This is a genomic window from Roseibium litorale, from assembly GCF_014842915.1.
Taxonomy (GTDB): domain Bacteria; phylum Pseudomonadota; class Alphaproteobacteria; order Rhizobiales; family Stappiaceae; genus Roseibium; species Roseibium litorale.
Genome location: NZ_JACYXI010000010.1, coordinates 160,273 through 182,956 on the forward strand (window position 1 = coordinate 160,273; position 22,684 = coordinate 182,956).

At 58.9% G+C, this 22,684-nt stretch carries 18 protein-coding genes; 9 read left to right on the forward strand and 9 right to left on the reverse strand.

Features of this window, described 5'->3' with window-relative positions; genetic code table 11:
- Window positions 1–191 precede the first annotated feature (191 nt).
- Window positions 192–1,451: a DUF1176 domain-containing protein gene (locus IG616_RS15875; RefSeq protein ID WP_192149141.1), complete on the forward strand. Its 1,260-nt coding sequence runs from the start codon at window positions 192–194 to the stop codon at window positions 1,449–1,451.
- 140 nt (window positions 1,452–1,591) lie between these two features.
- Here IG616_RS15875 and IG616_RS15880 read toward each other — a convergent pair whose 3' ends face one another.
- From IG616_RS15880 to IG616_RS15890, 3 genes are all read right to left on the reverse strand, one after another.
- Window positions 1,592–1,879, reverse strand: coding sequence for a YciI family protein (locus IG616_RS15880; protein WP_192149142.1), 288 nt, complete (start codon window positions 1,877–1,879; stop codon window positions 1,592–1,594).
- Window positions 1,880–1,901: 22 nt separating this feature from the next.
- Window positions 1,902–2,495, reverse strand: a complete 594-nt coding sequence (locus IG616_RS15885) for a TetR family transcriptional regulator (RefSeq protein ID WP_192149143.1) — start codon at window positions 2,493–2,495, stop codon at window positions 1,902–1,904.
- A gap of 180 nt (window positions 2,496–2,675) precedes the next feature.
- Window positions 2,676–3,035, reverse strand: coding sequence for a hypothetical protein (locus IG616_RS15890; protein WP_192149144.1), 360 nt, complete (start codon window positions 3,033–3,035; stop codon window positions 2,676–2,678).
- Window positions 3,036–3,393: 358 nt separating this feature from the next.
- On the opposite strand from IG616_RS15890, the gene tyrS reads away from it, so the two are divergent.
- Both tyrS and IG616_RS15900 read left to right on the forward strand, forming a co-directional pair.
- Complete coding sequence (gene tyrS, locus IG616_RS15895; RefSeq protein WP_192149145.1) at window positions 3,394–4,674, forward strand: tyrosine--tRNA ligase; 1,281 nt, start codon at window positions 3,394–3,396, stop codon at window positions 4,672–4,674.
- Between the two features lie 187 nt (window positions 4,675–4,861).
- Complete coding sequence (locus IG616_RS15900; RefSeq protein WP_192149146.1) at window positions 4,862–6,592, forward strand: putative bifunctional diguanylate cyclase/phosphodiesterase; 1,731 nt, start codon at window positions 4,862–4,864, stop codon at window positions 6,590–6,592.
- A 122-nt stretch (window positions 6,593–6,714) separates the two neighbouring features.
- Here the strand turns inward: IG616_RS15900 and IG616_RS15905 are convergent, their stop codons facing one another.
- The 3 genes from IG616_RS15905 to IG616_RS15915 all read right to left on the reverse strand — a co-directional run bounded on the left by IG616_RS15905 (window position 6,715) and on the right by IG616_RS15915 (window position 9,831).
- The gene (locus IG616_RS15905) at window positions 6,715–7,854 is read right to left on the reverse strand and encodes a site-specific DNA-methyltransferase (protein WP_192149147.1); all 1,140 of its coding nucleotides are present in this window, start codon (window positions 7,852–7,854) and stop codon (window positions 6,715–6,717) included.
- Window positions 7,855–8,176: 322 nt separating this feature from the next.
- Complete coding sequence (locus tag IG616_RS15910) at window positions 8,177–8,980, reverse strand: amino acid ABC transporter permease (protein ID WP_192149148.1); 804 nt, start codon at window positions 8,978–8,980, stop codon at window positions 8,177–8,179.
- Between the two features lie 38 nt (window positions 8,981–9,018).
- Window positions 9,019–9,831, reverse strand: a complete 813-nt coding sequence (locus tag IG616_RS15915; protein WP_192149149.1) for a transporter substrate-binding domain-containing protein — start codon at window positions 9,829–9,831, stop codon at window positions 9,019–9,021.
- 589 nt (window positions 9,832–10,420) lie between these two features.
- Between IG616_RS15915 and IG616_RS15920 the strand changes: the two genes are divergently transcribed.
- Both IG616_RS15920 and IG616_RS15925 read left to right on the forward strand, forming a co-directional pair.
- The gene (locus IG616_RS15920; protein ID WP_192149198.1) at window positions 10,421–11,863 is read left to right on the forward strand and encodes an AMP nucleosidase; all 1,443 of its coding nucleotides are present in this window, start codon (window positions 10,421–10,423) and stop codon (window positions 11,861–11,863) included.
- Between the two features lie 174 nt (window positions 11,864–12,037).
- Window positions 12,038–14,020, forward strand: a complete 1,983-nt coding sequence (locus IG616_RS15925) for a hypothetical protein (RefSeq protein ID WP_192149150.1) — start codon at window positions 12,038–12,040, stop codon at window positions 14,018–14,020.
- Between the two features lie 64 nt (window positions 14,021–14,084).
- On the opposite strand, the gene bfr is transcribed toward IG616_RS15925, so the two are convergent.
- The 3 genes from bfr to mutY form a co-directional block, all read right to left on the reverse strand.
- Window positions 14,085–14,570: a bacterioferritin gene (bfr, locus tag IG616_RS15930; RefSeq protein ID WP_192149151.1), complete on the reverse strand. Its 486-nt coding sequence runs from the start codon at window positions 14,568–14,570 to the stop codon at window positions 14,085–14,087.
- Between the two features lie 132 nt (window positions 14,571–14,702).
- Window positions 14,703–15,251, reverse strand: coding sequence for a 2OG-Fe(II) oxygenase (locus tag IG616_RS15935; RefSeq protein ID WP_192149152.1), 549 nt, complete (start codon window positions 15,249–15,251; stop codon window positions 14,703–14,705).
- A gap of 134 nt (window positions 15,252–15,385) precedes the next feature.
- Window positions 15,386–16,462, reverse strand: coding sequence for an A/G-specific adenine glycosylase (gene mutY / locus IG616_RS15940; RefSeq protein ID WP_192149153.1), 1,077 nt, complete (start codon window positions 16,460–16,462; stop codon window positions 15,386–15,388).
- A gap of 247 nt (window positions 16,463–16,709) precedes the next feature.
- On the opposite strand from mutY, the gene IG616_RS15945 reads away from it, so the two are divergent.
- From IG616_RS15945 to smc, 4 genes are all read left to right on the forward strand, one after another.
- Window positions 16,710–17,195: a DUF721 domain-containing protein gene (locus IG616_RS15945; protein WP_192149154.1), complete on the forward strand. Its 486-nt coding sequence runs from the start codon at window positions 16,710–16,712 to the stop codon at window positions 17,193–17,195.
- A gap of 174 nt (window positions 17,196–17,369) precedes the next feature.
- A complete protein-coding gene (locus IG616_RS15950; protein WP_209007603.1) occupies window positions 17,370–18,212 on the forward strand; it encodes a CE1 family esterase in 843 nt (280 codons plus the stop codon).
- Between the two features lie 151 nt (window positions 18,213–18,363).
- Complete coding sequence (locus IG616_RS15955; protein WP_343072383.1) at window positions 18,364–19,002, forward strand: DsbA family protein; 639 nt, start codon at window positions 18,364–18,366, stop codon at window positions 19,000–19,002.
- Window positions 19,003–19,140: 138 nt separating this feature from the next.
- Entirely contained in the window at window positions 19,141–22,599 is a 3,459-nt protein-coding gene (smc, locus tag IG616_RS15960; protein WP_192149157.1) for a chromosome segregation protein SMC, read from the forward strand.
- Window positions 22,600–22,684 lie beyond the last annotated feature (85 nt).

The following is a 22,684-nucleotide window of genomic DNA, read 5'->3' on the forward strand; positions in this document are numbered from 1 at the left end:
CCCCGGAGGTTTTTCCTCTGGGGCACACGCCTTTCGCTGCATGGCGATGCTTTCCGTCCAAACCAGAGCGTTCTGAGCCAAAAGACGCATGCTGGCATGATTTGAGACCGGAAATTTCCCTATCCAGGACGATTTTGTGTTTTGCTTGGCCGGGACTATCACGGGCGGACAGATCTGGACTGGGGGACGTTATGATTGCCTATCTGTGGAAGAGAGAAGGCGGTTTTGGAGTATTGAAGCGGCAGCTTTGGTCGTTTCAAAAAGCCATGATCGCTGTGCTTGCGGTTTGCAGTGGTGTTCCCATAGCCCATGCCGATCTTCAAAGGACGTCTTTTGGTGACTGGTCTCTGCGCTGCCGCGATAGCAATTATTGCATCGCCGAGGCTCATGGGACGGCATCTAACGGCGAAGCATTCCGCCTGAAAGTGGAACGTGGGGGAAAGCCGGAGGCTGAGGTCTATGTAACGCTTCGGCCCCAAACGCCCCTGAGTGAGGGTGTGATGGCCCGGATTGAAGTGTCCGGAACCGGCGAGAATTACGGCTTTTTCGGCAAGGCCAGACAAATCTACGAGGGCAATGAAATGACTTTCGGGGGCGTCGCTGACCGGCCGCTCATCGAAAACTTGCGCCTTGGTCTCTCAGCCCGTGTTCAGATTGAGTTTGGCGGCAAGGACGGCACGCTCAGCTACGACGTGCCGCTGACCGGACTGACCCACGCCCTCCTGCGTATGGACCAGGAGCAAGGACGGATTGGCAAACAGGACGCGATCGTGGCTTGGGGAGGGGTTCCCGCGGACGCAAGTCTGGAGCTTGACCGTTTGGCATCCTCCACGCAGGGCGCAAAGGAAAAGGCCGCTCCAGCGTCAACCCAAAGTGCCAGTGCGGGCACTGCTCTTGCTGCCCCGCAGGCCCCCGCCAATGACCTTCCTCCGCCGGTGATGCCCTCACAAGACGCCGCGAGCGCGATGCTGATTTATGATGTCAATGAGATCCCCGAAAGGGTCCGGTTTCTCGGCTATAGCGGATTGAATTGCCAACTGGACGAAGCGGTGCCAGGGTTCGGCGCTCAGGTCTTTGTCGCTGGAGATGAGGAAACATGGATCGTGCCTTGCGGAATGGCCGATGCCAATGTGCCTTACTACATGGCGCGGTATGTTGCCTCCAATCCGGACGTCACAACCTGGCTTGAGTTTGAAACGCCTCCTGGCCTGAACGAGCCGAACCATGCGCTCGTCAACAACCTGACCTATGACCCGCAAACCCGTCAGGTGACGGGGACGACCTATTCCTCTCCGAACTATGATTGCGGTGTTTTCGAACGCCACGAGGAAATGGCTGAAAGCGGTGAATATGAGTTGATCACGTATCTGGAAAAGACCCAGTGCGACGGCGTGACAGGACCGCCGGAAGGCTGGCCGCTCTCCTGGAGCATTGACGAGATGGGCAACTGACCACCTGGCAGGCGCGATGGCGTGGGTCGGTGGAGACGCGGGCCCCCCGGTCTTGAAACGGATCCCCTGAAACCGGCAGAGTAAGAGCCTGAGACCGAGAAAAGAAAACCCCGGAGCGGAAACGCTTCGGGTTTTTTCCTCTATGCCGCGAGAAACGACAGGCGGTCGTCCACGCGGGAAGGCTGAATTTCGTGGATTTCGGCGATCACGACTTTTTCCACGACGAAGGGATCCTGGGAAACCCGGGCTTCCAACTCTTCCCGGGTGAGGTTATGCGCCAGAACCATGCCGCCCTTGCCAGGAACGAGGCTTCCGGTCACAAGGAACACGCCGTCCTCGAAGCCTTTCCGGATCCAGTCGTTGTGGCCGCTCATATGCGTGGGGGCTTCGCTGCGATTGGGGCCGAAGGTCAAAAACACTGCAAACATCTTCCGGGTCCTTTGCTGAAGTTTAGTGGCTTGGGCGGGGTGAGGCCTTGGACGGGTCAAGCTGGCTTTGAAGCCATCCGGTCATGTCCGCGGCTTCCCTGCGGATGAAGGCTTCGTCCTTGTAGGCGGCGGCCAAGGTCGCGATGCCCTGGCTGCGCATCAATAGATGCATGGCGAGATCGTCGGAGCGCCCGCCGCAGCCAAGCTCTTCAAATTGCAGACGAAGCCAGTCGCGGAACACGCTGAAAATCTGGTTGGCATCCGGCTGGGCCGGGTGTGCGAGCTTGGACAGCTCCGTGGCAAGGGTTCCAACCGGACAGCCGAAGGTCATGATCTTGCTCTGGTTGGTGATCAGGATCTCAATGAAGCGCAAGATCCGATCCCGGGGCGCCAAGGCCTCCCCCCATTTGGCCAGCATCGCCCTGCGGTCCTCGATCCGCTTGGCAATCACCGCGCTAAGGATCTCGTCCTTGGTCTTGAAGTGGTAATAGAAATTGCCGCGCGAAATTTCGACCGCCGCAGCGATATCCGCAAAGGAGGTGGCTTCGAAGCCGCGCTCGTAGAAGAGCGTGTCGGCAGCCGAGACAATCGCCTCACGGGTTTTACGGTTTTTCACGGAGTGAGCTTCCTGATTAGGACATTTGACCTAATTAATAGGTCAAATGTCCTAATGCGTCAACCGGGGAAGACAACGGCAGCTTCCGGACAGTTGAGCCGCCTGCAGCTGGCTGTATTGAACCGGCCCGCTGCAGGCGGCTCAATATCGATCAGGCCCGCCGCAAGCGGCGGCAGGGGGTCAGCTCAGCGGGAAGGTGTAGCTGACATATTGGAACGCCGCCCCGCTCTCGATGCTGGTGATCCAGCCCTGGAAGAACAGCGCCGGAACGCCGTTATCCTCGCCCAGATAGGCCATGGCATAGGCGCCATACTGGCCGCCGAGTGACCAGCCATTGAAGAAGGCTGCCGGGTTGTATCCGGAAACGATCAGCTGAGGTGAGTTGATCGTCGCGGGCGGTCCAGCGGTGAAACCGAAGAGCGAGACGGCATAGTTTCCTTCGGCCAGCTTCGAATAGCTGAAGGTCATGTTGCAGGGCAGGGACTGCTCTGCGGAAGTCTGTACCGGTGCGGATAGAAACGGCTTTGGGTCAGAAGACATGGACACCCCTTTCTCAATTCAATGTGTGCGGAAAGAAGTTTAGCACTCATAAATTGCACTATGGAAATCGGGCAACCGTATGCCTTCAGTTTGGGCAATGCCTTGGGGGCGATGGAGGCGGGCGGAGCGCAGACCTGCGCAGGGCAAGAGGCTCTTGACAGGGCGGCTGGCATGCCGCACAAATTCGCCCATGACCAAGATCGCAGCCACCTCCTTCGCGTATTTTTATTACGTCTCCGACATACCGGCGGCTGCGTAGGATCTTGCTCATAAACTAGAACCCGAAAAAGCCGCCGCGTCAGGCGGCTTTTTGGTTTTCAAAGGCTCTCCTGGCGGCGGAACTCCAGGAAAAGCCGAAATGACACAGCATATGATCGAGGCCGGAAAACCGGCCACAAAACTCAAATCCGAAGCCCTGCAAGTGCTGTTCGAGCGCGGGCTCGTGCATCAATGCACGGACCTGGAAGCGCTTGATGCGCGCCTGGCGAACGGGCCGGTCACTCTCTACTCCGGGTTTGATGCGACGGCTGCGAGCCTCCACGCCGGGCACCTTTTGCCGCTGATGGCGATGCGCTGGCTGCAGAACCTCGGACATTGGCCGATTGTCGTTCTGGGCGGAGGCACCAGCCTTGTTGGCGATCCGAGCTTCAAGAGCGAAGGCCGTCCGCTGCTCGACCAGATGGAGATCGACCGGAATCTGACCGGCATTTTCCGCACGGTTTCCCGTCTGTTCGACCTCTCGCCGGAAGCCGGCGGGCGCATCCTCAACAATGCTGCCTGGTTGACAGAGGTCCGTTTCCTGGAGTTCCTCCGTCTCTATGGCCAGCACTTCACCGTCAACCGCATGGTGACCTTCGACGCGGTGCGCTCGCGGCTTGAAGCGCAGTCGCCGATGACGGTGCTGGAATTCTGCTACATGATGCTGCAAGCCGTCGATTTCCTGGAACTCTCGAAACGTACGGATTGCGAGCTGCAGATTGGCGGCTCCGATCAGTGGGGAAATATCGTCAACGGTGTGGAGCTTGGCCGCAAGGTGGACGGGCGTCAGCTCTTCGGTCTGACAGTGCCGTTGCTGACGACTGCTGCCGGGCACAAGATGGGCAAGACGGCCGCAGGCGCGATCTGGCTAGATCCGGACCGCATGTCCCCCTTCGCCTTCTGGCAGTTCTGGCGCAACACGGCGGACGCTGATTTGCCAAGGTTCCTTCGCCTCTTCACGGAACTGCCGATCCGGGAGGTAGAGCGCCTCTCCGCGCTGGAAGGTGAGGAGCGCAATGAAGCCAAGAAGGTTCTGGCGACCCAGGTAACAACCATTGTGCACGGGGCGGAAGCCGCTCGTCATGCCCTTGAGCAAGGGGATGCCCTGTTCTCGGGCAGCTGGGAGCAGGCAGAGCCGACTCACCGCCTTGAGAGCCGCCGTCTGGCGGACGGGCTCGGTCTTCTGGAGCTGATCTCAGAGCTTGGCTTCGCTGCCTCGAACAGCGAGGCCCGGCGGCTGGTGGAGGGTGGCGGGGTCCGTCTCAACGGCTCTGTCATTCAGGATCCGCGCAGAACTCTGGCCATTGGCGATTTGGCTGCGGGAGAGCGCCTGTCCCTGGCGATCGGCCGCCGCAAGAAGGCGCTTGTTGCCTTTCAATGACCGTGTTCAGGCCGGAAGGACTACTCCCTCCGGCCTTTCAGATGACGTAGAGGCGTGTAATTAAAATTGGAATTAAAATTACATAGTTTCATGAAATATACTCCAAAGTAACGCACTTTTTAAGCTGAAGTTCAGGGATCTTTAGACCTTCGCGGCATAATTGGCTCTTCCAATTGCCGAGGTAAAAATGCCGTCAAAGTTTGGTAGAGGACTCAACAGTATCCGGATCCGTTTCGCGCTGATGTCGTTTTTCTTCGGCAGTGCTGCTGCTTACGCTGGGTTCTGGAGTTCTGGCAGCCTGCAGGGACCGGGCGAGGGATATCTCGTGACAGGTCTTGTCGTGCTTGGAGCTGCTCTCGGCACTTATCTTATGGCCGGTAACCTGACGCGCCCAATCGAGAATCTGAAGGCAAGCACGGAAGCTATCGCCAACGGAGACTATGAAACCCCTGTGAATGTGGAGTGTCAGTGCGAAGTAGGCGGTCTCGCTGACAGCTTTGGTAAGATGGTGAGACGATTGAATGCCAATGTCGCACGCATCCGTACGCTTGCCTATGAGGATGCCATCACAGGTTTGCCAAACCGTGCTGCACTGGAGGAAGCACTGAATGGAGAGACCGGTCTCACAGGTGCTTTGCTATTTATCGATCTCGACCATTTTAAGCAGGTGAACGACGCCTATGGTCACGCAGCAGGAGACATGGTGCTGCGCGAGGCCTCCAAACGGCTTTGGAATCAGGGTTTGCTGATTAAGCGCAAAAACTATGGGAGGAAAACTGACGAACCTCAGATTGCTTGGGAGTCTCGCGAGCGGTGTTTGTTCCGATTTGCCGGTGATGAGTTTGTCGCTGTTCTTCCTGGAGCTGACCGGAGTGAAGCCGCTCTGGTTGCCAATCGCATCGTAGAGGTCATGAGCGAGCCTTTTGTTTTTGGCGGGCAAATAATCCAGATCGGAGCGTCTGTCGGCGCAGCAATTCTGAATGAAGAGGCTTGCACCTTAGAGGATCTTATCAAGTTTGCCGATCTGGCAATGTACGAAGCCAAAACGCAGGGCCGCAGCCGTTTGGTGATTTTCGATCAGACCATGAGGGACAAGGCCGTAAAGCGGGCCAGGATGACCGCCGACCTGGTCGCAGGTCTTGATAGGGGCGAACTTGAGGTTCATTTTCAACCCAAGATCCGTTTGAGTGATGGGAGCATCTCAAGTGTCGAGGCTCTGGTCCGGTGGCGGCATCCGGAACTGGGTTTGCTAACTCCGGGCGAGTTCCTGGAAATAGCGGCGGAGAGCGGCCTTCTGCCGAAGTTGGGTCAAGAGGTGGTTCGTCAATCTGCCGAATGCCTGAAGACGTGGAAAAAGATCGGCTTGCCTCTTGTCGTGGCAATCAACATCTGTCCCGGGCAGTTTGCGAACGAAAAATTTGCGGACAGCTTTATTCTGTTTTGCCTCAGCCAGGAGATCTCACCGGCAGACTTTGAGATCGAGCTGACCGAAACCGTTGCCATGGCCAATTTTGTCAAGGTACGCCGGCAGCTTGAGCGGCTGAAAGCCGCTGGCTTCGGAATCGCAATCGATGACTACGGTATCGGTTACTCCAACCTGTCCCAGCTTTACCACTTGCCGTTTGACCACCTCAAAATCGACAAGTCGATAATTGATTCCATCGGCAATGATCCAAACGCAGAGGTACTTATCAGTTCCGTCATTGATGTTGCTCACCGGCTTGGCCACTTTGTCACGGCGGAGGGCGTCGAAACAGAGCGTCAGCTTGACGTCTTGCGCCGTCTGGGGTGCGACAGTGTTCAGGGATATCTAACCGGACGGCCTGTGCCTGCAGCTGAAATCAGCCGCTTGCTGGAAGCGCAGATGGCGAGTAGAGCGCAACACTCCATGTCTCTCGAAAGGCAGGCCGCCTGCTGAACAAAATGTCTTCTGTTAAGTGGTTCTGTGAAAGCGGTCATGATTTTACAATAAAAAATCCCCGGCCTTCAGATGAAGACCGGGGATTCAAGCGTCGCGGGGAATCGCGAGGTCGTTCCTGCTTATGCCTGCAGGCGGGATCGGATTTGCTGGCGCAACTCGTCAATCGGAGAACGGGAGCGCCCCTTACTCGTGTGCCAGAAGGTCCAGCCGTTACAGGACACGGCGCCTTGAACCAAAGCACCGACCTTGTGGATCGACCCCACGTAGTCGCCGCACTTCAGCGAGCCATCCGCCCGGACCACCGCCAGATGGCGGCCCTTGGCGCAGGAGAGTTCCGTACCCGGTTCAAGCAGTCCGGCCTCCAGCAGGTTGCCGAATGGAATGCGCGGTTCAGCACGCTTGCCCTTTTGCATTTCCAGGGAAACACCAGCGCCCGCCTCAATGGCTTCGATCCGGGCCGTTGCCGCATCGATATAGGATTGTTCCCGCTCGACACCAACGAAGTGGCGGCCCAGCTTCTTGGCAACCGCACCTGTGGTGCCTGTGCCAAAGAAAGGATCCAGAACCACGTCGCCCGGCTTGGAGGAAGCCGTCAGCACCCGGTAGAGCAGGCTTTCGGGCTTCTGGGTCGGATGAACCTTCTGACCGTCATCGTCCTTCAGACGCTCGCCGCCTGTGCAAAGCGGCAGGTGCCAGTCGGAACGCATCTGCAGGTCGTCGTTGAAGGTCTTCAGCGCATCGTAATTGAACGTTGGCTTTGCCGTCTTCGACTTGGTCGCCCAGATCATGGTCTCATGAGCATTGGTGAACCGTTTGCCGCGGAAGTTTGGCATGGGGTTCGACTTCACCCAGATGATGTCGTTCATGATCCAGAAGCCGAGATCCTGAAGGATCGCGCCAACGCGGAAGATGTTGTGATAAGAGCCGATCACATAAATCGAGCCGTCGTCCTTCATCACGCGGCGCACGGCCAGCAGCCAGGCGCGGGTGAAGGCATCATAGGCCTCGAAGCTCTCGAACTGATCCCAGTGGTCGTCGCAAGCGTCGACCTTTGAGTCGTCGGGCCTGTGCAGATCCCCGCCCAATTGAAGATTGTACGGCGGATCGGCAAACACCAGATCGACTGACTTGGACGGCAGCCGGTTGAGGGCGGCTACACAGTCGCCCTTGATGATCGTGTCGAGCCATGCCGCATCAGCGGCGGACCCGGAGGGGGAAAGGGGTGCCACGGTGGACACCCCGGTACGCAGTACACTCATTGCGACGCAAAACCTCACGCAATTTCGAGTGTCATGGTTACCGGTTTTGGTAAATCAGGCGTTAAGTTGCGAAAGAGAAATTTCCTAATGAATCAATGCTTTGTTTACATTGGTAAAAGTCTTAATGGAAGTTAACGGTGCTGGCCTGACAGAAAGGCCGGAAATCTGCAGTTTCCATCGGACAGCCTGTCCCGAACAGGGACGCCAAGGTTAAAATGACCCGGGCGTGCGGCCCCTCATTTTTTATCAAAAAGCCGAAACGGCATGCATTCCGGCTTTCTATTTTTAACCACGTGGGGACGAATGACGGCGGCCCGAAGCCTCAGTGCCCCTTGTATTGCTTGCCTGCTTCGAAGCGGCGCAGCGCAAGGGAAAGCGTCACCGTCATCAGCAGATAGAGCAGGGCCACCACATTGTAGGTCTCGAAGAAGCGGAACGACCCTGCAGCGTACACCTTTCCAAGCTGCGTGATATCCGCGACGCCCAGAACGGAAACGAGGGAACTGTCCTTGATCAGGGCGATGAAGTCATTGCCGAGCGGCGGGAGAATCGTGCGCAGGGCCTGCGGGAAGATGATCAGCCGGAAACGGAGCCACGGCCCCATGCCGAGGGCCTCGGCTGCCTCGATCTGCCCCTTGTCGACCGCCTGGATGCCCGCCCGGAACACTTCCGCGATAAAGGCCGAGTAGCCGATCGAGAGGGCCAGAATAGCCCGCCAGAGGAGAGAAAAGTCCCGCGAACGGATCGAAAAGTCCGTGCCCATGGCCTCAAGGCCCCAGTTGACGGCTGCGACAAGGGCGGGGGAGGCGACAAAGGCCACATAAAGCAGAAGGACCATGACCGGCACGCCGCGCACGATCTCAATGTAGAACCGCGAGAGCTGCCGGAGAACAAGAAAGCGTGAAAGAGAGCCGACCGCCAGGGCCAGACCGCCAAGCGAGGCCAGGGTGAAGGCCGTCAGGGTCACGAATATGGTGACGCCCACGCCCTTTGCCGTGATGATCAGGATTTCTCGATAGACGTCGTCTGCAGCGATCTGGAACAGAAGATAGGCAGCAATCCCGCCAGCTGCGACGAGCCAGTAGGGGAAATCGGCTGTTGATGGGGTGCGGGGTGACTGTGCCATGAACGCGGACGGCTCCGGCAAGCGCCGGAGCCTTGGCCTCACTCGCCCATCTTGTAGTCGACGAACCACTTCTGGTTCAGCTTGTCGAAGGTGCCGTCCGCCTTCATGTCCGCAATGGCCGCGTTGATCGGAGCGACAAGGTCCGAGCCCTTCTTGAAGATGAAGCCGAAGTCTTCAGCTCCGAGCGGCTCGCCAACCAGTTTGTAGGTGTCCGGATAGGCGGCAACATAGCCGTTGCCGCCGGTGCTGTCGGTCAGGACGAGATCCACGTCGCCCGCCCGCAGGGCCTGCACGGCGGCGCCGATGGTCTCGAATAGTTTGATCCGGGGATTGGCTTCATCGCCATCTAGCACGTCATAGACAGACACATAGAAAGGGGTCGTTCCGGGCTGGGCGCCAACCAGCAAGTCATTGTCCGCCGCAAAGGACTTGGCATCGCTGAACCGGTCTTCTTTGGCAGAGACCAGCATGCGCATTTCTGAATGCATGTAAGGGTCGGAGAAATCGACCTTTTCCTTGCGGTCATCGCGGATCGTGATGCCCGTCATACCGAGATCGAACTGTCCATTGGACACTGCCGGGATCATCGCATCCCAGCTGACGTTTTCGTAAGTAACCTTGAAATTCAGCCGCTTGGCCATTTCGTTAATGGCATCATATTCCCAGCCGACGGCCTTGCCGGTCTTGTCGACAAACTGCAGCGGCGGATAGGCGTTTTCCGTTACGACGACGATTTCACGTCCCTTCAGATCCGGAAGCTCAGCCGCCGTTGCAGGAAGAACGGTAGCGAGGGCAAGGCCTGCGAGGCCGGCAGCAAGGGCGATCGGGCGAAGGGAAAACAAGGAACGCATGGACTCTCCAAGGGAATGGTGCGGGATCGTCAGCCTTTGAAGGCCGGAGGTTTAGGGTGTGGATCCATAAATTTGAAGGCAATGGTTTGAGCGAATTTGTTTGGATACAAGGTGCAAGACTGCAGGAAGTCCTATGGCTTGCAAAGTCTTGCAACGCTGTAGCCGGACGAATTCGCCAAATCCTTATCGCACGCGCAACTGGCTGTGAAATGCGGCGTTGAACGTCTCAACCGGGCATAAAGCCCGCTTTTCGCCGCTCGTCTTGCATTTCGGTGCCAGTTGACGCGCCATTACCTTCAAATTTATGGGTCCACGCCCTGGGCTCACAATAACGCCTAACCGGCAAACCTGTGAAGCAGGAGGGGAGGTGAAAACGCCCAAACTTCGGGCTGCCCTTGCAGAGTTTTGCAGTTTCTTTCAGCTTGTGAAAAATGTTTCGCATTTGGCGGCTATGAGTCTTGACGCTCGCAGCCCGGAGGCAGATCTTGGACGGTTAAAAACAACAATAAGGAGACACGCATTGACCATCCCTCCTAGTGGATTGCTCGGTATCCGGGCGCGGCCCATTCTCAGCGCCCCTGACTGGCCCATGGAATCGTTCACCGATGCGAAGGAGGCGGTGAAGCGCCTCGTTGAAATTTTCGAAGCCAACACGGCCTTCATCCGCAAAGGCTTCCACGATCTGATCGAGGGAAATGAACCGGATGGGCGCATCCGGGCTTGTTATCCGCAGGTTCAAATTGTTACCGAAAGCCATTTCCGTCTCGACAGTCGACTGGCCTATGGCTTCGTTTCCGGGCCAGGCACGCATTCGACCACGATCACCCGGCCGGATCTCTTCCGTGCCTATCTGGAAACGCAGATTTCCCTTTTGATCCGGAACCATCAGGTGCCGGTGATGGTGGGAACCTCGGACACGCCGATACCGCTGCATTTCGCCTTTTATGATGGCACCCATGTCGAGGGTGGGGCGGCGGCCGCCAAGATCGCCCGTCCGCTAGCGGACATGTTCGATCTGCCGGATCTGACGGTCATGGACGATTCCATTGCGAACGGCACTTATGAGGCGGCTGGCGGGGTGATGCCGCTTGCCTCCTTCACTGCGCCCCGGGTGGACTATTCCCTGCACCGCTTGCAGCATTACACGGCAACGGCGGCAGAGCATTTCCAGAACTATGTGCTCTTCACCAACTACCAGTTCTACATCGACGAATTCTGCCGCATGTCCCGTGAGTTGCTCGCCGATCCGGACAGCGGTTACGAGGCCTTCGTTGAGCCTGGGAATCTGATGACCCTCTCCGGTGAGACATCTCCCTCAAGCGGTGTCGAGCCTGCCAAGCTGCCCCAGATGCCGGCATATCACCTGAAGCGGAAGGGGCATGCGGGCATTACGATGGTCAACATCGGGGTCGGCCCGTCGAACGCCAAGACCATTACCGACCATATCGCGGTGCTGCGCCCCTATGCCTGGCTGATGCTCGGCCACTGCGCGGGTCTGCGCAACAGCCAGACCCTGGGCGATTATGTTCTGGCCCATGGTTATGTGCGCGATGACAATGTGCTCAATCAGGATCTCCCGGTCTGGGTGCCGATCCCGCCGCTGGCCGAAGTGCAGATTGCCCTTGAAAACGCGGTGGCTGAAGTGACCGGCTACGACGGCTATGAGCTGAAGCGCGTGATGCGCACCGGAACGGTTGCCTCCATCGACAACCGGAACTGGGAACTCTGGGACCAGCGCGGCCTTGTTCAGCGGTTCTCCCAATCCCGAGCCATCGCGCTTGATATGGAGTCGGCTACCATTGCCGCAAACGGGTTCCGCTTCCGTGTGCCTTACGGAACGCTGCTCTGCGTCTCCGACAAGCCGCTCCATGGCGAACTGAAGCTGCCGGGCATGGCGACGGATTTCTACAAGCGCCAGGTCGCCCAGCATCTGGAGATCGGTATCCGCGCGCTCGAAAAGCTCCGCGACATGCCCCGGGACCGGCTGCATTCCCGCAAACTCAGAAGCTTCTCGGAAACGGCCTTCCAGTAAGGGGCGACGGATAAGCATCAGCAAATTGACGGCCGGGGCATCCCGGCCGTTTCTGTTTTGCCCTGACAATGATCTGCAGGGCCTCCGCAGAAATAACGGAGGTCAGCGAACCTTCTGCCCTGCTTCAGGCACTCAGAATGAGTGTTTTCTTTGCCTTTAGCAGGAGTAGTTGCCGTGGCGACAGAGCAACAGATTGAGGATGTCGTTCGTATTCTCATGCGTCTCTGGAATATCCAGGACGAGAGGGATATTACTCGGGAGTTGAGGAAGCTCGTTACCGCGTTGGCGACGGGGAACGAATACAATGCAGGTCAGGCCGCCAACAATCTTGCCTATCTTCTGCGGGCCAACACCGCGGCCTCGCTGAATCTTACCCAGCCAATCAGCCAGATCCGGCAAACGATCCTTGATCGGGCTCGCCGCGAGGTGACCCGGCAGCTTGGGAACAATGGTGGCGGAGCTCCGGGGGGAGATGACGGCGGTGATGATGATGTGCCGCCGCCACCGCCTCCGAGTGACGATCCGCTGGATTTTCTGCGCGACAGTTGGCAGCCCGACGATCAGGCTGGCACGCCTCCCCCCCCGCCGCCGCTCAGCGAAATTGATGAGGGGGATGACGATGCCACGATCCCGCCACCGCCTCCGCCGCCTTCGCAGGAGGAGCTTCTCAAGGATATTGCAGCGGCCCTCATGGCCAAAGACTATGATGAAGTCCGGCGTCTGCTGAGGCTGGCTGTCAACTTTGCCCGTGCCGCCGCCCAACCCGGCGAAGCCATCACGGCAGGCCGCCTGCTGCAACTGGCGGGTGAGGAATTTGACGTCGATATCAGCGGGTTCCTTCGGAACGAGGCGGCTGCCCGGCGAGAATCTGCCGCAAGGCGCGAAGCTGGCGCAAACAGCCGGAACAATGACGTGGATGAGGAGGGAGAAGACCTCGATCCCTGGCAGAATGCGGAGTTCCAGCAGCTGATAAGGCGGCTTGAAGAGGCGCGGGAAAAAAACGACCCTCTTGCAGAAGCCGCCGCTCTTGGTTCTGCCTTGGAACTGGCCCGTCAGGTTACCGGCAATCCTGCTCTGACCATGGACGCGCTGGAAGCGTCCATTGCTGCGGAGATTGATCTTGGCGGCGACGCTGTTTTTGACGATCAGTTGTCTGACGACAACGAACAAGACGGCGACGAGAAAAAGGACGACTTCGAGTACGACGGTGCTGGAGATGGCGGGCAATCACCCGATAAACTGTGGACCAATCCGGCGTTCGTGAGACTGGCGACCCGGATCGTCGAGGCTCATGCCACCTCCAACATTGCTGAGCGGGACGATTTGCTGAGGCAAGCCCTTTCGGTGACCTTGCAGTTTACATCAGTGGGAGACTTAAGTTCGGAGCAGCTCCTGAACTACATTCTGAACCGTTGGAAGAAAAAGCCCCGGAAGGAAGCCAGTGCCGGAAGCCGGTTTAAAGGTCCCCGAGGCGGACCTGGTGGTCCGGGCGGCCCGGCAGGTCCAGGTGGCTCCGGAGGACCCGGCGGTGGCGGTGGTCCAGGTAACGGTGGCCCAAGTGATGGTGGCCCAGGTGACGGTAGCAGCGGGCCTGCACGCGGTGGCGAGCCGGTGGACATCAGGAAGGAGCTGGGCAAGCTGGCCGCTTTGCAGGATAGCCGCAACGGCAAACTCATTGTTCAGGCCGCAACCTTGCTGCACGCGCGTCTGCAGAGAGAAGGTGGAAAGAACGCCAAGTATAGCGTTGGGGATCTGGTGAAACTGTCGGTTCAGCTTCATTTCGCTCAGTCACAAGGGCTCAAGAAGCGGGGCGAAACCGGCCAAAGTGGAAACGCTGACTTGTCACCCGGCCTAGTCAACAAGGTGGACTGGGAGCACTTCTGCGGCTTGTACGATGTTGATGTGGAAGAGATTCCGGAGCTCAAGCGCATGTCGATGAAGCTCGTCAAAAGCGGAGAAAAGGCCGCCCAGACGATGGCAGCCGGGTTGCTGAAACGGCGGAAGGAAGCGAACAAGAAACCGCGGTTCAACCTGAAAAATGCCGCTCATCTCGTAAGCGGGCTATTCGATGCTTTGGACCGCAAGGCGAAAAAGAAGAAGGTTATCAAGCCGGTCAGGTCATCTACCGAGACCGAAGAGACGGATGAGAACGCCTGAGTAAACAAAAAACGCGGGCCAGTTGGCCCGCGTTTGAACTGGTATTGAGTGAAGTATCCGCCGCTTACTCGGCTTCGTCAGCCGGAGCGGATTGGAGCAGGCCGTAGCGCTCGACACCGATCTTGTCGAGCAGCTCAAGCTGGGTTTCCAGGAAGTCGATGTGGCCTTCCTCGTCGGACAGAAGCTGTTCGAACAGCTGCATGGAGACGTAATCGCCTTCCTCGCGGCAGATCTCCCGGGACTTGGAATAAGAGGCGCGGGCGTCATATTCGCCAGCCAGATCCGATTCCAGAACTTCCTTGATGTCTTGACCGATGCGCAGCGGTGCAACCTTCTGCATGTTCGGGTGGCCTTCGAGGAAGATGATGCGCGACGTGATCTTGTCCGCGTGTTCCATTTCCTCAATGGACTCAGCACGTTCCTTCTTGGCGAGGCGTGTGTAGCCCCAATCGTCCAGCAGACGGTAATGCAGCCAGTACTGGTTGATTGCGCCGAGTTCGAGGAAGAGGGCCTCGTTCAGACGTTCGATGACTTTCGGGTTGCCCTTCATGGCGGATGCCTCCGGTTTGGGTCTGGTGAGCGTAATTTAGAATTATTCCAAATCTCAGTCCAGTACCTGACCGCAATTTTTACGATTGTTGTCCACGGGCTGAACGGCAGGCATTCAGGCCGCTGCGTCAACTTAGCGGAATTTGGGACCGTGGCACCAGCAGGTCAGCGAATACCGCTGGCCTTTTTGAACTGGCACGACCCGGTGGAGCATGAAACTCGCGAAAAGCGTTGCCGAGCCAAGCTCTTTGGGAGCGCTGTAGCTGGCGCTGCCGAGGTTAATTTCCAGTTCGCCACCTTCATATTCCTCAGCTTCCGAAAGCTGTGTGACAATGGTCAGCTTGCGTTGGCGGGCAATTGGGCCGTCTCCGATATCAGAGTGCCAGTCATAGTGGCCTTCATCTGCTTCGTCATAGGCTGCAACCTGGAGGCGCTCCTTGAAATCGGTGATGTCGAACTGGAAGGCATCGCGGTTGGAGCGTGCGACAGCGTCGACAATGCGATCCATGACCCAGCTGGCGCTGCCTTGGTCATCAAGCCAGGAAATCTCGGCCCGGCGGATGTTGTCGTGGCGGATACCACCAACGAGACCGCCACGCTTCTGGCGACCCTCTTCGCTGAGACGGATGATTTCCTGGGTTTCGGTTTTCGAGAAGAGTTTCGGGAGAGAATGCGTGAACATTCAGGGAGCCTTTATCGACGATCAGGCATCGCAAGAACGCTCAAAATAGAAAGTTGGCAAATTGAAAATGCGGTTTGACTTTATCCGCCGGAGAGAAAGCGAAGGGAGGATTTGATCACTCCAAGATCAAATCCTCAAAAGGCTGCATCAATGGCCTTGCGCATGACTGTTGGCAGCGCCTCATCCGGAAGGTCTTGGGGGGGCGACCACCAGCAATTTTCCGGCAAACCCGCGTTGTCGGGAACCATTGCACGGAAGATCGTGAGCTCCAGATGGAAATGGGTGAACGTATGCCGGACTACCCCTGTGACGGGCCGCCAGTCGAGCGTTGCCCCAATGTCTTGAAGCGGCGCGCTGTGAACAAAAGTGGCTTCATCCGCCTCAACGGTCCACTCTGTTCCGGGGACTTCACTCATGCCGCCCAAAAGCCCCTTAGGCGGCCGGCGGCGCAGCATCACGGCCTTGTCACTGGCGCGCAGGGCGACAAAAGCCGCGCCTGTCCGCGTGGGCTTGGTTTTCTTCGGAGCCTTCCGGGGCAGCGTTTCGGCAAGACCGCTTGCCCGCGCAGCACATCCCGCCATCCAGGGGCACAAGCTGCAGGCTGGACGCTTGGGTGTACACAGCGTTGCGCCGAGATCCATGACCGCCTGCGCAAAATCCCCCGGCCTTGCCTCCGGCGTGAGGGCGGCCATGACGGCCTTAATCTCGGGTTTGGCTTCCGGCAGGGGCGTGGTGATTTCATAAAGACGGGTCATGACCCTCTCCACATTTCCATCAACCACGGCAGCGGGCTGGTCGAAGGCAATGGCCGCGATGGCCGCCGCCGTGTACGGGCCGATGCCCGGCAGGGCCTGGAGACCGCTGACCGTCTCTGGAAACCGTCCTTCATGCAGGTCGGCTACCGTTTCGGCGCAGCGCTTGAGATTTCTGGCGCGGGAGTAATAGCCAAGACCCGCCCAGGCCTTCATGACGTCTTCCTCAGGGGCAGCTGCCAGATCCTCGACTCTCGGCCAGAGCGATAAGAACTTGATGTAATAGTCCTTTACGGCGGCAACGGTGGTCTGCTGCAGCATGATTTCGGACAGCCACACATGATAGGGATCCGGCACAACGCCAAGCCGCCGGTCCTCCGGCGAGACCCGCCAGGGCAGGTCGCGCGCATGCCGGTCGTACCACTCAAGAAGTTCGTTTGCTGAGGGACTAGTCTTCATGATCGGGCGGGAGGATTCGTCTTTGAGAACTGTGGCTGACGGAAAGGACAGCTTGGGGATAACGTCCGTCTGTGCTGTCCCGGCTGGCGGGTTTCTTCGGTTTGTCTTTTTTTTGACGCAAATTCTGCGGCACCCTCTACGTTGACGGCTGCGAATCGGTTTCGATTTGCAGTCATTCGGCTTTGTCCGCCAACGTTTGTCCGTGAGGAGTAGCGCTATTTCCGGTGCGCGTGCAAGCAAGGGTGCCATGCAGCTTTCTGACCTGGTCAGCAAGGCAATGACACCTGCATGCCGCAAGCGCGGTTTTGCTTCGGTCGACATACTTGCCGCCTGGCCGGATATTGTGGGCGAGCGCTACGGAGAACGGGTCCAGCCGCAACGGCTCATCTGGCCGAGGCAGACCGGACACGAGAGCGATCTCAACGCTGAACCGGCAACGCTGGTCGTGCATACGGATGGCGCAACGGCTCTGCTTCTGACCCATGAGATGCCGCAGATCATTCAGCGCATCAACACGTTTTACGGCTGGGCGGCGGTCGGGCGTATCAAGATCGTGCAGAAGCCTGTGGAAGTGCGGCACCGCCAGCAGCGCCCAGCACTGCGACGTCTGAGCAGTGATGAGATGAGCCGCATCGACGAGACTGTCTCGGGCGTTGCCAACGACCGTCTGCGAGAGGCGCTCAAGAAACTCGGCGCGCAAGTTGTTGCCCGCAACGGCGGTACAACGTCCTGATTTCAGAGAGCTGGTCCGGTCTGTGATAAAGCGTTCGTGATCCACCAGCGAGTTTCCTTTCTTCCAGCTGGAAGGCAGCATGTGGCCCGCAAGGGAAATCCGGACGCTTTCGTGTCCGGCCGGTTGAAGGCGGATTGCATGACCTCAAAACAGAAACGCAGGTGGATTGCCTTGTTGGCTACGGCATGGCTGGCAGGGCCTCTTCCCGGTGAGGCGGACTTCGCAGCAGCGCAAGCTGCCGACTCCAGCTGTGGGGAGGAAATTCCCTGCAAGGTCTCCGATGGGCAGTACTATGTCCATTTGCCCAAGGGGGATAACCTCGCAAACTCTGCCAAAGGGGCAATTTTCTTTCTGCATGGGCACGGTGGCAACGCTCTCAACGAAATCCGCAACAAGTCCTTCCTTCAGATGGCGGACGACCTTGGCGTGGCTTTCATTGCTGTTGACGGGCTGGATGGCACCTGGTCCTTCCCAACGGCTCCGCAACACAAGCGCGACGAGTTTGCCTTCTTTGATCACGTGCTTGCGGATGCTGAGAAGCACTTCGGCATCAACCGGGAGCGAACGCTCCTCAGCGGCTTTTCTTCTGGTGCGTTCATGACCTGGTATCTCGCCTGCGACAACGCCGGGCGTTTTTCCGGCTATGCGCCGATCGCTGGCGCGTTCTGGGAACCTTTGCCCGAGAGCTGCACCAGCGAGACGATTCCTTACCTGTTTCATACCCATGGGACGTCTGATCAGATGGTGCCGATGGAGGGACGCTGGATCGGCGAGCGCTGGAAGCAGGGTGATGTGATGAAGAGCTTCGATGTCTGGCTGCGGCAGGCAGACATTGAAGATCAGGTTCCGGAAACCTATCAGGACGGGGATCTGGCCTGCCGCCGCTGGACACCGCGAGAGGGGGTGCTCGAACTTTGCCTTCATCCGGGTGGGCACGGTGTCAAGGCCGGATGGATCCGCAGGGCGTGGAACAAGCTGGCTGAGGCCCGCCACTGGGATCTGATCAAATCCCAGTGAACTGGGGCGCCAGTCATGAATTTGGCGCTTTTTGACAGTGTGTTCAACACAGCTGAGTTGACGCCGGTCTCTCCGGCAGGCACAGACATACTGACCCGGCCTCTCTTTGGCCGCCTTGAAAAACGTGATGAACACAGGACAGGATTTGCCCGTGAACCTTACCCGCAGACATCTTCTTCAGGCCGCTTCCGGTCTTGCTCTCGCCGGTGCCGCCGTGACCCTGCCTGCCGCAGCTATGGCTGAAACCGTGAACATGGAAGAGCTGTTGAAGCCCGGCCCGCTTGGCGATCACATTCTGGGCGCTGAAGATGCTCCGGTGACCATCGTTGAATATGCTTCCATGACCTGCGGTCACTGTGCGCATTTCCACAAGACAACCTACCCGGCGCTGAAGGCCGACTATATCGATACGGGCAAGGTCCGGTTTATCTTCCGCGAATTCCCGCTGGATGCCGTCGCCGCGGCGGCCTTCATGCTTGCCCGCAGCGTGCCCGCAGACAAATATTTCGAAATCGTCGACATCATGTTCGAGCAGCAGAAGGCTTGGGCCTTCACGGACAATCCGTATAATTCTCTGCTGAATTTCTCCAAGCAGATCGGATTTACACAGGAGTCCTTTGAGAAAGCCTTGACAAACCAGGGCCTGCTTGACGCAGTGAATGCTGTACGCGATCGCGGTGCGAACGAGTTTGGCGTAAACGCGACGCCGACTTTCTTCATCAACGGCGAGAAGCAGTCCGGGGCACTCAGCATTGAAGAAATGGGCAAGATCATCGAGGCAAAACTCTGATCTTCCGGCATATGGAGCCGGGGGCATTCTGTGCCATGCCCGGAACGCCTTTTTCGCAGGCGGCCTGAACCAAGGCCGCCTGTTTGCATTGATGCCATCCGATGCCTTTCCTTCCGCGAACTGGGGAGGGACAAACGGATGAAGTTCTCCCGCCTCCGGGTTGTCGGGTTCAAATCCTTCGTGGAGCCGATGGAATTTGTCATCGGCAAGGGGCTGACCGGCGTGGTCGGGCCAAATGGCTGCGGCAAGTCGAACCTGGTCGAGGCCCTGCGCTGGGTGATGGGGGAGAATTCCTACAAGAACATGCGCGCGTCCGGCATGGACGACGTGATTTTCTCCGGCTCCCTCAACCGTCCGGCCCGCAACACCGCGGAAGTGACGCTGTTCCTGGAGAACCCCGACAGAACGGCTCCTGCTGCCTTCAATGATGCGGATCTGCTTGAGGTCAGCCGCCGGATCGAGCGGGAATCCGGCTCCAATTACAAGATCAATGGCAAGGACGTGCGTGCCCGCGATGTGCAACTGCTCTTTGCTGATGCGTCGACCGGGGCAAGGTCTCCGGCGATGGTGCGGCAGGGGATGATCGGCGAGCTGATTTCCGCTAAGCCCACCTCCCGCCGCCAGATCCTGGAAGAAGCTGCCGGGATCTCCGGTCTGCACAGCCGCCGCAAGGAAGCGGAAATGCGGTTGCGGGCGGCAGAGCAGAACCTGGAGCGCCTGGAAGACGTTCTGGTTCAGATTGATGCGCAGGTGGAAAGCCTTCGCCGTCAGTCCCGACAGGCCTCCCGCTACCGCAATCTGTCTTCCGAGATCCGTGCGGCAGAAGCGACCATTCACTATTTGCGCTGGACCGAGGCAGGGAAGGTGCTTAGCGAGGCAGAAAGCCAGTTCAACGCGGCCCAGCAGCAGGTGGCCGAAGCGGCGAGCCTTCAGGCGGACAGCGCCAAGGTTCAGGCCATTGCCGCGCACAAGCTGCCGGAGTTGCGCGATGCGTCTGCCCGGGCGGGTGCTGTGCTACAGCGGTTGATCATCGCCCGCAACGAGCTTGATTCCGAAGAGCGCCGGATCAAGGAACGGCTGCAGGACCTTGAACGCCGTCTGGTTCAACTCGTCGAAGACGTGAACCGCGAACAGCGGATGGTTTCTGAAAATGACGAAGTTCTCGAGCGGCTCAGTGAAGAGCGCGCCGAGCTTCTGGAGGAAAACGAGACGGTGCTGGAGCGGGCGGAGCTTGCCCGCGAGAAGGTGGTGGAAGCCGAAGAGCAGGTAAGCGAACTTGAGACCTCTCTGTCCGAACTGACCACCGCGCAGGCGCGGGCTGTGGCCGAGCGTCAGGCTCTCGAGCGCCGTGCTTCTGATAGCCGGCAGCGCTGCGAGCGGTTGTCTGCCCAGGTGTCGGAGGCCCGTCAGGCTCTGGATCAGCTTCTGGCGGAGCTCTCCGCCATCGACGGTATGAGCGAGCGCCAGGAAGAAGTCGAAATGGCGGGCGAGGCGCTGGCTGAAGCCGAAGCTGGCGTTGAGGAGGCGGAAGAGTGCACGCGTCTTGCCCGCGAGGGCGAGCAGTTGGCCCGTCAGCCGCTGGCCGAAGCGGAAAAGGCCCTGTCTGCCCTGGAAACCGAAGCGCGCACGCTCGAAAAAGTGCTGAATGTGTCCTTTGGCGGCGAGTGGCCGCCGGTGGTGGATCAGCTCAAGGTCGAACCGGGTTTCGAGACGGCTCTGGGCGCGGCGCTTGGTGAAGACCTGGATGCTCCGCTGGATGCAGCGTCGCCTGTCCGCTGGGGGCGCGAGCTTGATGCATCCGGCGATCCAGCACTGCCTGCAGGCGTGAAGTCTCTTGCAAGTGTTGTCGAGGCTCCGGGTGTTCTCGCCCGCCGGCTCGCGCAAATCGGAATTGTGGAGACAGCACAAGGTCCGGATCTCCAGCGGCAGCTGAAGCCGGGGCAACGGATCGTCACCAAAGAAGGGGACCTGTGGCGCTGGGATGGCTTTGTCGTTGGCGCAGAGGCGCCGACCCCTGCCGCCCAGAGACTTGCCCAGACGAACCGGTTGGCCGAGCTGGTCGATCAGATCGAGACGGCAAGACTTCAGGCTGAAAGCCGGCGGGAGGCGCTTCAGGCGGCGGCCGATCTTGTCCGTCAGGCCCAGGAAAACGAGCAGGCTGCCCGCCAGCGCACCCGTGAATGCCAGAAAGATCTGGCTGAGGCGCGCGAAGCCTTGGCGCGGGCTGAGCGTGCCATGTCACAGCTTGCCGCCCGCAAAAGCGCGGCGGAAGAACGGTCCCAGAGGCTCAGCGAAGAGGCTACAGAAGCCCGCGAGATCCTGACTGAAGTGGAAGAGGCCTTGGCCGAAGCTCCGGAAGTTCAAGGATTCGCGGATCAGATCAGCAAACTTCAGGGCGAGGTCTCCATGGCCCGCAGCGCGCTTGCTGAGGCAAGGGCCGTCTCTGAAGGCCTTGCCCGCGAACAGCTCATGCGCGACCGCCGGCTGGAAGCGATTGCCCGTGAATTTGACAGCTGGAAGACCCGTGCCGCCAATGCGGCTCAGCAGATTGCGGTTCTGAAAGAGCGCCAGCAGGAGGCCGAGGACGAGAAGATCGAGCTGATCGAAGCGCCGGAAGAAATTGAGCTGAAACGCCGGGATCTGTTCTCTGAAATCGCCAAGGCGGAAGAGGCCAAGAAAGAAGCGGATGACCAGCTGCAGCGGGCCGAAGCTGACCAGTCGGATGTCGACCGTGTCGCCCGGACCGCTCTTGAAGCCTTGTCGGCTGCCCGTGAGCAGAAGGTGCGCGCGGAAGAACGGCTTCAGGCGGCACGTGAACGCAAGGCCGCAATTGAGGCGCGTGTGGATGAGGATCTGGATGTGCCCATGTCGGCCTTGCCGGAACTGGCAGGCCTCCGGGATGGAGCTCCTCTACCGGACGCGGATGCGACGGAGCGCAAGCTGGACCGTCTGCGCCAGGAACGCGAGCGGCTTGGCGGGGTGAACCTGCGCGCGGAAGAGGAATTGCAGGAAATCGACCAGCAGCGGACCACGCTGACCAGCGAGCGGGATGACCTGATCGAGGCGATTCGCCGGCTTCGCACCGGGATCTCGAATCTCAACCGGGAAGCCCGCGAGCGGCTTCTGGCCTCCTTCGAAATCGTCAACGATCACTTCCAGCGGCTCTTTACCCATCTTTTTGGCGGGGGAACGGCAGAATTGCAGCTTGTTGATTCCGATGACCCGCTGGATGCGGGCCTTGAAATCATCGCCCGCCCTCCGGGCAAAAAGCCGCAGACCATGACGCTGCTGTCGGGTGGTGAACAGGCGCTGACAGCCATGGCGCTGATCTTCGCCGTGTTCCTGACCAACCCGGCGCCCATCTGCGTTCTGGACGAGGTGGACGCCCCGCTGGATGACGCCAATGTTGAGCGTTACTGCGACCTTCTGGATGAAATGTCGCGCCGGACGGAGACCCGTTTCGTGGTCATCACCCACAACCCGATTACCATGGCCCGGATGAACCGGCTATTCGGGGTAACCATGGCCGAGCGTGGCGTTTCGCAGCTTGTTTCGGTCGATCTGGAGACTGCCGAGCGATTCCGGGAAGCGGTTTGATAGGCCCTTCCAAGGGGTACATTGGCTCCAGCTATTCGACTTAAGGCTGGAGAAAAGCCGTCGTCTGCATTTTTATCATTTAAAA